This window comes from Mammaliicoccus sp. Q-M61, from assembly GCF_022386055.1.
Lineage (GTDB): Bacteria > Bacillota > Bacilli > Staphylococcales > Staphylococcaceae > Mammaliicoccus > Mammaliicoccus sciuri_A.
Map to the genome: position 1 here is coordinate 276,780 of NZ_JAJNJL010000002.1, position 11,462 is coordinate 288,241.

At 32.3% G+C, this 11,462-nt stretch carries 14 protein-coding genes and 1 riboswitch; of the genes, 11 read left to right on the top strand and 3 right to left on the bottom strand.

Going from position 1 to position 11,462, the window contains the following annotated elements; translation table 11 throughout:
* Positions 1-51 precede the first annotated feature (51 nt).
* From LQ677_RS04805 to gcvPB, 4 genes are all read left to right on the top strand, one after another.
* A complete protein-coding gene (locus LQ677_RS04805; protein ID WP_037588260.1) occupies positions 52-540 on the top strand; it encodes a shikimate kinase in 489 nt (162 codons plus the stop codon).
* Between the two features lie 16 nt (positions 541-556).
* Positions 557-652, top strand: a riboswitch (glycine riboswitch).
* Between the two features lie 80 nt (positions 653-732).
* A complete protein-coding gene (gcvT, locus tag LQ677_RS04810; RefSeq protein WP_126477617.1) occupies positions 733-1,821 on the top strand; it encodes a glycine cleavage system aminomethyltransferase GcvT in 1,089 nt (362 codons plus the stop codon).
* An 11-nt stretch (positions 1,822-1,832) separates the two neighbouring features.
* Positions 1,833-3,176, top strand: a complete 1,344-nt coding sequence (gene gcvPA / locus LQ677_RS04815; protein WP_191835608.1) for an aminomethyl-transferring glycine dehydrogenase subunit GcvPA — start codon at positions 1,833-1,835, stop codon at positions 3,174-3,176.
* Complete coding sequence (gene gcvPB / locus LQ677_RS04820; RefSeq protein WP_037588250.1) at positions 3,169-4,644, top strand: aminomethyl-transferring glycine dehydrogenase subunit GcvPB; 1,476 nt, start codon at positions 3,169-3,171, stop codon at positions 4,642-4,644. Before gcvPA ends, gcvPB begins: the two co-directional genes overlap by 8 nt.
* A gap of 44 nt (positions 4,645-4,688) precedes the next feature.
* Here gcvPB and LQ677_RS04825 read toward each other — a convergent pair whose 3' ends face one another.
* The gene (locus LQ677_RS04825) at positions 4,689-5,069 is read right to left on the bottom strand and encodes a rhodanese-like domain-containing protein (RefSeq protein ID WP_025904950.1); all 381 of its coding nucleotides are present in this window, start codon (positions 5,067-5,069) and stop codon (positions 4,689-4,691) included.
* Between the two features lie 120 nt (positions 5,070-5,189).
* On the opposite strand from LQ677_RS04825, the gene LQ677_RS04830 reads away from it, so the two are divergent.
* Positions 5,190-6,020 carry a lipoate--protein ligase family protein gene (locus tag LQ677_RS04830; RefSeq protein ID WP_191835607.1) on the top strand — a complete coding sequence of 277 codons (831 nt, stop codon included), beginning with the start codon at positions 5,190-5,192 and terminating at the stop codon, positions 6,018-6,020.
* A 28-nt stretch (positions 6,021-6,048) separates the two neighbouring features.
* On the opposite strand, the gene LQ677_RS04835 is transcribed toward LQ677_RS04830, so the two are convergent.
* Together LQ677_RS04835 and LQ677_RS04840 are read right to left on the bottom strand one after the other, a co-directional pair.
* On the bottom strand, positions 6,049-6,261 hold the full coding sequence (locus LQ677_RS04835) for an SA1362 family protein (RefSeq protein ID WP_025904948.1): 213 nt from the start codon (positions 6,259-6,261) through the stop codon (positions 6,049-6,051).
* A gap of 55 nt (positions 6,262-6,316) precedes the next feature.
* Positions 6,317-6,907: a hypothetical protein gene (locus tag LQ677_RS04840; RefSeq protein ID WP_191835606.1), complete on the bottom strand. Its 591-nt coding sequence runs from the start codon at positions 6,905-6,907 to the stop codon at positions 6,317-6,319.
* 99 nt (positions 6,908-7,006) lie between these two features.
* Between LQ677_RS04840 and LQ677_RS04845 the strand changes: the two genes are divergently transcribed.
* The 6 genes from LQ677_RS04845 (at position 7,007) to nusB (ending at position 11,457) form a co-directional block, all read left to right on the top strand.
* Positions 7,007-8,062: a M24 family metallopeptidase gene (locus tag LQ677_RS04845; RefSeq protein WP_275583255.1), complete on the top strand. Its 1,056-nt coding sequence runs from the start codon at positions 7,007-7,009 to the stop codon at positions 8,060-8,062.
* Between the two features lie 25 nt (positions 8,063-8,087).
* Complete coding sequence (efp, locus tag LQ677_RS04850; protein ID WP_025904945.1) at positions 8,088-8,645, top strand: elongation factor P; 558 nt, start codon at positions 8,088-8,090, stop codon at positions 8,643-8,645.
* Between the two features lie 181 nt (positions 8,646-8,826).
* Positions 8,827-9,276, top strand: a complete 450-nt coding sequence (gene accB, locus LQ677_RS04855) for an acetyl-CoA carboxylase biotin carboxyl carrier protein (RefSeq protein WP_126477501.1) — start codon at positions 8,827-8,829, stop codon at positions 9,274-9,276.
* 1 nt (position 9,277) lies between these two features.
* Complete coding sequence (gene accC / locus LQ677_RS04860) at positions 9,278-10,636, top strand: acetyl-CoA carboxylase biotin carboxylase subunit (RefSeq protein ID WP_025904943.1); 1,359 nt, start codon at positions 9,278-9,280, stop codon at positions 10,634-10,636.
* 12 nt (positions 10,637-10,648) lie between these two features.
* Entirely contained in the window at positions 10,649-11,008 is a 360-nt protein-coding gene (locus LQ677_RS04865) for an Asp23/Gls24 family envelope stress response protein (RefSeq protein ID WP_025904942.1), read from the top strand.
* 56 nt (positions 11,009-11,064) lie between these two features.
* Positions 11,065-11,457, top strand: coding sequence for a transcription antitermination factor NusB (gene nusB / locus LQ677_RS04870; protein WP_025904941.1), 393 nt, complete (start codon positions 11,065-11,067; stop codon positions 11,455-11,457).
* Positions 11,458-11,462 lie beyond the last annotated feature (5 nt).

Below are 11,462 nucleotides of genomic sequence, written 5' to 3' on the forward strand. Positions count from 1 at the left end.
TGAGATAGAATAAAGTTTAAGTTGAAATGAAACAACTGAGGAGTAGATTTAATGTCAATCGTATTAATTGGATTTATGGGTGTTGGCAAAACAACTATCGGAAATTTGTTGAGCGAACATTATGATAAAAGTTTAGTAGATATAGATACTTATATCGTTGAAACAACTCAATTACCAATCCCACAAATTTTTGAAAAATATGGTGAAAAACATTTTAGAGATTTAGAGTATCAAGCTTTAAAAAAATGGATTGACCAAGATGTGATTATTTCAACTGGTGGCGGTATTGTAGAATCGGAATTATGCAAAGAATTATTAAAGCAAAATGACAATACTTTTTGGTTAAAATGTGATGTCGAAATTCTATTTAATAGAATTAATCATGATAACAACAGACCAAATGCTAACGGAAAGTCATTAAATGAATTAAAAACCTTGTATTCAAAACGAGAATTAAGTTATAATGAAATCGCATTCAAGCATATTGATGCTAACAGACCTAGAGAAGTAGTTGCAAGTGAGATTATTGAATCTCTATAAGCTTAAATATTTGCGAATGATCAAAGTTAGAGAGAATGAATGATATATTCATCGCCGAAGGAGCAAGCCAGATTTGAGTGAATCTCTCAGGCAAAAGGATAACTTTGTGACGCATTCCTGAAGAGCACTTCAACAGGGTAGCGAAAGCTACCCTGTTTTTTTATTATACATATTCAGAAGGGGAGAGTTATGATGACGACAGATTTAAAACAAACACCTTTGTATCAAACTTATATAGATCAAGGTGCTAAAGTAATTGATTTTTCTGGATGGGCTTTACCAGTCCAATTTTCAAGTATTAAAGAGGAACACAATGCAGTAAGAAATAATGTTGGTATTTTTGATGTGAGTCACATGGGTGAAATTCTCGTTACAGGTGAAGAAGCGGATCAGTTTATTCAATACACTTTAACGAATGATTCAACATTATTAACGGATAGTAAAGCTCAATATACAACGCTATGTAACCAAGATGGCGGTGTAATTGATGATTTAGTTGTTTATAAATTAGACGACAAAGTTTATTTCTTAGTTGTCAATGCAGGTAATACAGATAAAGACTTCGAATGGTTAAAATCAATTAAAGATTTTAATGTAAATGTTGAAAATAAATCTTCTGAATATGGCCAATTAGCAATCCAAGGTCCAGAAGCACGCGAACTAATTCAAAAATTAGTCAGTGATGATGTATCAGAAATGAAAATGTTTGAATTTAAACAAAATGTAACACTATTCGGGAAAGAAGTTATATTATCTCAATCTGGTTACACAGGTGAAGATGGTTTCGAAGTTTATTGTGATGCTGCAGACACTAAAGCAATTTGGGATGGATTTATAAACGAAAATGTTGTTCCATGTGGTCTTGGTGCACGTGATACTTTAAGACTTGAAGCTGCTTTACCATTACATGGTCAAGATTTATCTGAACAAATCACACCATATGAAGCTGGCATTGGCTTTGCAGTTAAACCATTAATTGAAGATGACTTTATTGGCAAAGATGTATTGAAAGCTCAAAAAGAAAATGGTGCGCCAAGAAAATCAATCGGTATAGAAATGATTGATAAAGGCATACCGAGAACAGATTATGCAATTCTAGATACTGATGGTAATGAAATTGGTTATGTAACTTCTGGAACTCAGTCTCCATCAACTGGCAAATCAATTGCTATGGGATTAATTGAGAAGGGTGCATTTGAATTAGATAAAGAAATTTTAATACAAGTTAGAAAAAGACAAGTAAAAGCTAAAATTGTTAAAAAATCATCATTTAAATCATAGGAGTGAATAAAATGGGTCACCGCTATATACCTTTAACTGAAAAAGATAAATCTGAAATGTTAGATGTCATTGGTATTCAATCTGTAGATGAATTATTTACGGATATACCTGAATCTGTAAGGTTTAATAAACCGTTAAATATTAAAGAAAAGAAAGCTGAAACGCCTTTATTACGTGAACTATCTCAAATTGCGAACAAAAATATTACAAGTGAAACACATGCTTCATTTTTAGGTGCAGGTGTTTATGATCACTATATTCCAACTGTTGTAGATCATGTTATATCTCGTTCAGAATTTTATACTGCTTACACACCTTATCAACCAGAAATTTCACAAGGTGAATTACAAGCTATTTTTGAATTTCAAACTTTAATTTGCGAATTAACTGGTATGGATGTAGCCAATTCATCTATGTATGATGGTGGAACTGCTTTTGCTGAGGCTGCTGTTCTTGCAGCAGGTCATACTAAGAAATCAAAAGTAATTGTATCTAAATCTGTACATTATCAATCTATAGAAGTACTTAAAACTTATACAAAAGCTCAAGACATTGAAGTAGTTGAAGTTGATTTAGACGGAACTGTTACGGACTTAGAAAAGTTAAAAGCAGTTATCGATGACGATACAGCAGCAGTATGTGTTCAATATCCTAACTTCTTTGGTTCTTTAGAAGACTTAGAGGCAATTAAACAATTAATTGAAGATAAAAAAGCTTTATTTATCGTATCAAGCAATCCTTTATCACTTGGATTAATTACACCTCCTGGTGAATTCGGTGCTGATATTGTTGTTGGTGATGCACAAGTATTCGGTATTCCAGCACAATATGGTGGACCTCACTGTGGTTATTTTGCATCTACCAAGAAACTTATGAGAAAACTACCAGGACGTTTAGTTGGTCAAACTCAAGATGAAGATGGCAATAGAGGCTTTGTTCTAACGCTACAAGCACGTGAACAACATATTAGAAGAGATAAAGCGACATCAAATATTTGTTCTAACCAAGCTCTAAATGCATTAGCAGCATCAGTTTGTATGAGTGCATTAGGTAAAAATGGTGTGTTTGAAATGGCTAAACTTAACATGGAAAAGACAACTTACATGAAGCAAAAAATGCAAGAAGCTGGATTTGATGTGTTAGAAGGTATTTCATTCAACGAATTTGTTGTTAAATTTAACAAACCGATAAGTGAAATCAACGCTGAATTACTTGAAGAAGGTATTATTGGTGGATTTGACTTAGGTTTCATCGACGAAGCATTCAACAATCATATGTTAATTGCAGTAACAGAATTAAGAACAAAAGAAGAAATCGACACATTTATCAAAAAAGTAGGTGAATACAGTGCGTAAACCATCAAGCGAATTAATATTTGAAAGATCTAGAAAAGATAGATTTGCATATTCTTTACCTGAAAAAGATGTTGAAACACAAGATGTTCAAGATCTTTTAGGAGATAAATTTACAAGAAAACAAAAAGCAGAATTACCAGAAGTTAGTGAATTAGATTTAATGCGCCATTACACTGAATTATCTAATAAAAACCATGGTGTAGATACAGGATTCTATCCTTTAGGTTCATGTACGATGAAATACAATCCTAAAATTAATGAAAAAGTCGCTAGAATGTCTGGCTTTGCAAACGCACATCCATTACAAGATGTTTCAACTGTACAAGGTTCATTAGAAATCATTTATGATTTACAAGAACATTTAAAAGAAATTACGGGTATGGATGAAGTAACACTTCAACCTGCAGCAGGTGCGCACGGTGAATGGACAGCATTATTAATGATTAAAGCTTTCCACGAAGCAAATGGCGATTTCAATAGAACGAAAGTTATTGTTCCAGACTCAGCTCACGGTACGAATCCAGCTTCTGCAAAAGTAGCAGGTTTCGATACAGTAACTGTAAAATCTAATGAAAAAGGATTAGTTGATATCGAAGACTTAAAACGTGTAGTTGGAGATGACACAGCCGCTATTATGTTAACGAACCCTAACACATTAGGTTTATTCGAAGAAGATATTTTAGAAATCAGAGAAATCGTACACCAAGCAGGTGGTAAATTGTATTACGATGGTGCTAACTTAAATGCAATTATGAGTAAAGTTAGACCTGGTGATATGGGATTTGACGCTGTTCACTTAAACTTACACAAAACATTCACAGGACCTCATGGAGGCGGTGGACCTGGTTCAGGACCAGTTGGTGTTAAAGCAGATTTAGTACCATTTTTACCTAAACCAACAGTAGTAAAAGAAAATGATACATTTAAATTCGAACATGATATGCCACAATCTATCGGAAGAGTTAAACCATTCTTCGGTAACTTCGGTATCTATTTAAGAGCTTACACTTATATTAGAACGATGGGCCCAGATGGATTAAAAGCAGTTTCAGAAACAGCAGTATTAAACGCTAATTACATGTTGAGAAGATTACAAGATCACTTTGATACACCATATACACAACACTGTAAACACGAATTCGTAATCAGTGGTTCAAGACAGAAAAAACTTGGTGTAAGAACATTGGATATTGCTAAACGTCTCTTAGACTTTAACTTCCATCCACCAACAATTTACTTCCCAATCAACGTGGAAGAATGTATGATGATTGAGCCAACAGAAACAGAATCTAAAGAAACATTAGATGCATTCTGCGATACGCTTATTCAAATTGCTAAAGAAGCAGAAGAAACACCAGAAGTTGTATTAGAAGCACCACATACAACTGTCATTGGTCGATTAGATGAAACACAAGCAGCAAGAAAACCAGTACTTAAATTTGAATTACTAAAAGAAGAAAAAGCATAATAAAAAGCGTCTTGGTCGCATTTAACGACCAAGACGCTTTAATTTTATTTAGATTTAACTTTACCAGTCCATTTTTTATAGCCGCCTTTAAGCATGAATAATTCAGTGTAACCTTTTTTCTTCATCATTCTAGCAGCTCTATAACTTGCTACGCCATTTGCGTCACAAAAATATATAGGTTGGTCTTTACGTAAACCTTGATATCTTGTACGAAATACACTCATCGGTATATTTCTTGCCCCGATAATATGACCATAGTCAAAATCAGCCTTTTCACGCAAGTCTATAACTTGTGCCTTTCTTAATCCCTTATGGAATTCATTTTGATCTAATTCTTTTACTGCGCGCTTATTTAATGAATAGTTAATTGCCATATAAATGATAATCAAGACTAGGACTATGAGCGCGATATACCAATAATTCATGGTCTGATTCCTCCCAATTCAAGTCGATACCCTTATTATAAGATTTCTTGTGAGATTTATCAAAATTTTTTTGCTAAAATAGAAAAGTACATAAGAATTAATTGAATAGGAGTTTTAATTGTGAAAGAAACTTGGCACTTTATAAACACGAAATCGAATAATCCATATTATAATATGGCAGTTGATGAAGCACTTATGAATTTTGTGAGTAGAGGAGAAATCGATCCGGTTATTAGATTTTACACATGGGGTCCAGCTACGTTATCAATTGGATATTTTCAAAAACTAACTAAAGAAATTGATATTGAAAAAGTAAAAGAAAAAGGTTTTGGACTTGTAAGACGTGCTACAGGAGGTAGAGGTGTCTTACACGATAAAGAGTTAACTTATAGCGTCATCGTTCCAGAATCGCATCCCAATATGCCTAAAACGGTAACTGAAGCATATAGAGTCATTTCAGAAGGATTGTTAGAAGGATTCAAGTCGTTAGGGTTTGATGCATATTTTTCAATTCCAAAGACAAAAGAAGAAAGAGATAAACTTAAGGCACCACGTAGTTCAGTTTGTTTTGATGCGCCAAGTTGGTATGAACTTGTTGTAGAAGATAGAAAAATAGCAGGCAGTGCACAAACACGTCAAAAAGGCGTTATCTTGCAACATGGTTCAATTTTACAAGATATAGATGTTGATGAATTGTTCGATATGTTTATATATAGAAATGATCGTCTAAAAGATAAAATGAAAGCTGCATTTACAGATAAAGCAGTTGCTATCAATGATTTATCAGATAAATACATCACTTTAGAAGAAATGGAAACAGCGTTTTTTGAAGGATTCAAGAAAGGTTTAGATATTGAATATAAACCACTTGAATTTACTGAAGAACAACTTGCTGAAATTAAACAATTAGAAGAAAAATATAAATCAGAAGAATGGACTTATAGAAAGTAAAAAAAAGAGACTATTGAAGTCTCTTTTTTTATCTATTTCTACGCTTTTGTTTGCGCATGGCTTTTTTATATTTTCGTTGATCTGGCGTTAAAAAGAAGAAATAGTAAATTAGATAGATGATTAATCCGAATATGATAAATGAGACAATCATACGAATGAAGCCCATGATAAAGAAATCAAGATTCATAATTAATCCAAAAACTGCTATAGCAATAATTAAATAGAATAAAACATTTTTCATAAAATCTCACCTTAAATTATTAGTCTATTTAATATAGCACATTTTATGTATAATCTCACTCAATTTGACCTATCTCTTTGTCTAATCCATGAAGTTCATCAATAGCTTTTTGAACATCTTTTTTATCCTTTTTATTGTAGGCATCATTTAAATCTTTAAACACTTTTTCAAAACTTGTTGATAACTTTAACATGCTTTTATGAAGAGATTTATAATCTTTAGGAATAGATTTACCTTTCATTTCATTTTTATATCTATCAGTAATATTTTCTTGATTATGATAAATATTTTCTAATTCATTTTTAGTATGTTCATCGTCGAATTTTGAAGTTACATTTTTCTTGATTTTGTTATAACTCGCTATATTCGTTTTCGTTTCATTTACAAATTTTGTAGATGACTTTAAATATTGAGTTGTAAACTGGCTAGACGACTCTTGTTCATTTTTTTTAATTTTGCTTTTAACACTATTTTCTTTTTGTTTATATGTTTTGTTTTTATCTTCTAAGTCTAATACTTCTTGTTTTAATTTTCGATTATCACTTTTTAATGAAGACTTCTTTTCTTCAAGTTGTTGAACTTTATCATTTCCACACGCAGATAAGACAACTGTACTTGCCATGATTGTTATAATTGTTTTTCTCATGTTTATTTACTCCCAATGTTTTACTGTGAAAAAATTTCGATATGTATGATATTATTTTAATGTATATAGATTTATTGTACAAATAGAAAGGGGATAATTATGAAAATTAATAAATTAAGAGAAGTCATGAATGAAAAAGGTCTTGAAGCAGTTGTAATTCTATCACCGTATAACAGAAGATATCTTTCTGGATTTACAGGGACAAGTGGTAGTCTACTAATTACACAAGATAAATCCCTTTTAATTACAGACTTTAGATACATTCAACAAGCGAATGATCAAGCTCAAGATTTTGAAGTTATTAATCAAGAAGGACCAATGTTAGGTAAGATTAATGAACTGATTAAAGAAGGTCAATATAAAAAAGTTGGCGTTGAAGCACATTTAATTACTTTTAATGAATATCAAGCATTAAATACAGATGCAGTTGAACTTTCTTCTATTGAAGATGTTATTGAAACAATCAGAATGATTAAAGACGAATTTGAAATTAAACAAATTCAAAAAGCAGCTGACATTGTAGATGAAACATATGAACACATTTTAAAATGGGTTAAACCAGGCATGACTGAAAATGAAGTGAATAATGAAATGGAAATGTTCATGAGAAGTAAAGGTGCAACATGTTCTTCATTTGATACGATTGTTGCTTCAGGTCACCGTGGTGCATTACCGCATGGTGTAGCAAGTAATAAAGTTATCGAAGAAGGAGATATGATTACTTTAGACTTCGGTGCATTATATGAAGGTTACGTGAGTGATGTTACGAGAACATTTGCTATTGGTGAACCTAAAGAAGAAATGAAGAAAATCTATAATATTGTTTTAGAAGCACAATTAGCAGCTTTAGAACAAATTAAACCGGGTATGACAGGTAAAGAAGCAGATACAATTGCAAGAGATGTTATTAAAAGTTATGGCTACGGTGAACAATTTGGTCATTCATTAGGACATGGTATTGGGTTAGAAGTACATGAAGGTCCAGCACTATCTCAAAAATCCGATATCGTACTTGAAGAAAATATGTGTATCACATTAGAACCAGGTATTTATGTAGATGGTTTAGGTGGCGTTAGAATAGAAGATGACGTATTAGTTACAAAAAATGGCTTACAGCGCTTTACTAAATCTTCAAAAGACCTTATTATTTTATAAGAAGGTATAAATAGGAGGAAAATGAATGATTTCAGTTAATGATTTTAAAACAGGTTTAACAATTAAAGTTGATAATGGTATTTGGAAAGTTATGGACTTCCAACACGTAAAACCAGGTAAAGGTGCGGCATTCGTACGTTCTAAATTAAGAAACTTAAGAACTGGTGCAATCCAAGAGAAAACTTTTAGAGCCGGTGAAAAAGTTGAAAAAGCTCAAATCGATAATCGTCGTATGCAATATCTATATGCTAATGGTGATAGCCATGTGTTCATGGATAACGAAACTTACGATCAACTAGAGTTACCTGGTGATAAACTAGAATATGAACTTAAATTTATTAAAGAAAATATGGAAGTTCAAATCCAATCTTACGAAGGTGAAACAATTGGTATTGAATTACCAAATACAGTTACACTTCAAGTAACAGAAACTGAACCTGGTATTAAAGGTGATACAGCAACTGGTGCAACTAAACAAGCTACAGTTGAAACAGGTTATAGTTTAAACGTACCGTTATTTGTTAATGAAGGTGATTTACTTGTCATTAATACTACTGATGGAAGCTACGTATCAAGAGGTTAATATTAAACATTAAAATGAGGCCGGGACAGTAACTTGTGTCCTGGCCTCAATCATTTTGGTTAAATTAGGAATGTATCTTATTTACAATTATAATTAAATATTAAAATCTCTTGAATTGGTATGACCACTAAAGTAAAATGTATGAAGTGTAACGTATTAGAATTTAAAAGGAGTTTTTCAAATGAACTTAAAACAAATTAAAGAACTAGTTGATGTGTTAGATAATTCTTCTTTAACTGAAATTGATATTAATGATAAAGATTTTAAACTAACTTTAAAAAAAGATATTAAACAAGAAGTCATTTATAGCCAAGGGGCAACAAATGTCGTTGCAGAACAACCACAACAAGCAACTCAATCAGCACCACAACAAAATGTTGAACAAGAAGCACCTAGTGGTTTAACAATTAATGCGCCAATGGTTGGTACATTCTATAAATCACCATCTCCTGATGAAGGTCCATATGTTCAAGTAGGTTCACGTGTAGAAGCTGATACAACTGTATGTATTTTAGAAGCAATGAAATTATTTAATGAAATTCAAGCAGAAGTTTCTGGTGAAATCACTGAAATATTAGTTGAAGACGGACAAATGGTAGAGTATGGCCAACCGTTATTCAAGGTGAAGTAATATGAAAAAAGTATTAATTGCAAATAGAGGGGAAATTGCAGTAAGAATCATTAGAGCTTGTAGAGAATTAGACATACAAACGGTCGCAATTTATTCAGAAGCTGATAAAGATGCATTACATACTCAAATAGCAGATGAAGCTTATTGTGTTGGACCGACACAATCTAAAGATTCATACCTTCACGTTCCTAATATTATTTCAATTGCAAAATCAACAGGTTGTGACGGTATCCATCCTGGATATGGTTTCTTAGCCGAAAATAGTGATTTTGCTGAAATGTGTGAAGCATGCCAAATTAAATTTATTGGACCTAGTTATCAATCTATCCAGAAGATGGGTATTAAAGACGTTGCGAAAGAAGAAATGATCAAAGCGAACGTACCTGTTGTGCCTGGTAGTGATGGTTTAGTAGATACAGTAAGAATTGCAAAGAAATGTGCGAAGAAAATTGGTTACCCCGTTATTATTAAAGCTACTGCCGGTGGTGGCGGTAAAGGTATCCGAATTGCACGTAATGAAGAAGAGCTTGTAACAGGATTTAGAATGACACAACAAGAAGCTGAAACAGCATTCGGAAATAAAGGTTTGTATTTAGAAAAGTTCATCGAAAACTTTAGACATATTGAAATTCAAGTAATGGGTGATTCAGAAGGTAATGTTATACATCTTGGTGAACGTGATTGTACGATCCAAAGACGTATGCAAAAATTAGTAGAAGAATCGCCATCACCAGTCCTTTCTGAAGAAATGCGTAAAGAAATGGGTGAAGCGGCTATTAGAGCAGCTAAAGCCGTTAATTATGAAAATGCTGGTACAATTGAATTTATTTATGATTTAGATGCTGAAACGTTCTATTTCATGGAAATGAATACGCGTATTCAAGTAGAACATCCTGTTACTGAGATGGTAACTGGAATGGATTTAGTTAAACTTCAACTAAAAGTAGCAAGTGGTGAAACTTTACCTGTTACACAAGAAGAAGTTGACTTGAGTGGACATGCGATTGAATTTAGAATCAACGCAGAAAGCCCATTTAAAAATTTCATGCCATCACCAGGTAAAATTAATCAATATTTAACACCAGGTGGATTTGGTGTGCGTATTGATTCAGCTTGTTATACAGGATATACGATTCCGCCTTATTACGATTCAATGGTTGCGAAGCTTATTGTTCATGGTAAAGATAGAACAGATGCAATTCAAATCGGTAAAAGAGCTTTATCAGAATTTTTAGTTGCTGGTATAGATACAACGATCCCATTCCATTTAAGATTGTTAGAAAATGATGTATTTGAATCAGGTGATTTTAATACCAATTTCCTAGAGATTCATGATATTATAAATAATGAAGACAAATAGGGAGGGATTCAAATGGCTAAAACAATTGAAAATAAAAAGCCTTCTTTAGGTAAAATAGAGATTGCGCCAGAAGTTATTGAGGTCATTGCGAGCATTGCGACTACTGACATTAAAGGTGTATCTCATATGCAATCCGTTTTTAATAAGAATTCCTTAGAAAAATTCGGGAAAAAGAATTTTGGTAAAGGTATTAAAGTCGATATTAAAGAAGACGGCATCTACATTAATGTCTACTGTACATTTGACTACGGTACAAAAATTTCTGAAACAGCACGTAAAGTACAATCAGAAATTAAACAAGCATTAAATACGATGACGGCATTAACACCAAAAGAAGTTAATGTACATATCGTTAATATACATTTCCAATAATAAAATGATTAATTAAGAGGATGCGTGCATCCTCTTATTCTTTGAAGGAGAAGAATATGAAAAGAACAGAACTAAGAGAGATTGTCTTTAAATCACTATATCAATTAGAAAATAACAAAACTGATTTAACAGTAGAAGAAGCGATTCAATATTTAGTAGAAGATTTTAAAGGTGAACAATATTTATACGTGAAGAACTTTGTTAAAGAAGTGATAGAGAAAAAAGACGAATTAGATGAAATTGTAAGTCCACATTTAAAAAACTGGACATTAGACCGTTTACTTAAGACTGATAGAATCATCTTGAGAATGGCAACTTATGAATTAAAATATACAGATACACCAGAGAAAGTTATATTTAATGAAGCAGTAGAAATTGCGAAAGTATACAGTGATGATGATCACTATAAATTTATTAATGGTGTATTAAGCAGTTTATCAAAAAGTTAAAGAGT

Excerpts from the sequence above, each read along its gene's own strand:
- LQ677_RS04805 (WP_037588260.1), top strand. The coding sequence starts at position 52 with ATGTCAATCGTATTAATTGGATTTATGGGTGTTGGCAAAACAACTATC.
- gcvT (WP_126477617.1), top strand. The coding sequence starts at position 733 with ATGACGACAGATTTAAAACAAACACCTTTGTATCAAACTTATATAGAT.
- gcvPA (WP_191835608.1), top strand. The coding sequence starts at position 1,833 with ATGGGTCACCGCTATATACCTTTAACTGAAAAAGATAAATCTGAAATG.
- LQ677_RS04825 (WP_025904950.1), bottom strand. The coding sequence starts at position 5,069 with ATGAATTATTGGTATATCGCGCTCATAGTCCTAGTCTTGATTATCATT.
- LQ677_RS04835 (WP_025904948.1), bottom strand. The coding sequence starts at position 6,261 with ATGAAAAATGTTTTATTCTATTTAATTATTGCTATAGCAGTTTTTGGA.
- LQ677_RS04840 (WP_191835606.1), bottom strand. The coding sequence starts at position 6,907 with ATGAGAAAAACAATTATAACAATCATGGCAAGTACAGTTGTCTTATCT.
- LQ677_RS04845 (WP_275583255.1), top strand. The coding sequence starts at position 7,007 with ATGAAAATTAATAAATTAAGAGAAGTCATGAATGAAAAAGGTCTTGAA.
- efp (WP_025904945.1), top strand. The coding sequence starts at position 8,088 with ATGATTTCAGTTAATGATTTTAAAACAGGTTTAACAATTAAAGTTGAT.
- accB (WP_126477501.1), top strand. The coding sequence starts at position 8,827 with ATGAACTTAAAACAAATTAAAGAACTAGTTGATGTGTTAGATAATTCT.
- accC (WP_025904943.1), top strand. The coding sequence starts at position 9,278 with ATGAAAAAAGTATTAATTGCAAATAGAGGGGAAATTGCAGTAAGAATC.
- LQ677_RS04865 (WP_025904942.1), top strand. The coding sequence starts at position 10,649 with ATGGCTAAAACAATTGAAAATAAAAAGCCTTCTTTAGGTAAAATAGAG.
- nusB (WP_025904941.1), top strand. The coding sequence starts at position 11,065 with ATGAAAAGAACAGAACTAAGAGAGATTGTCTTTAAATCACTATATCAA.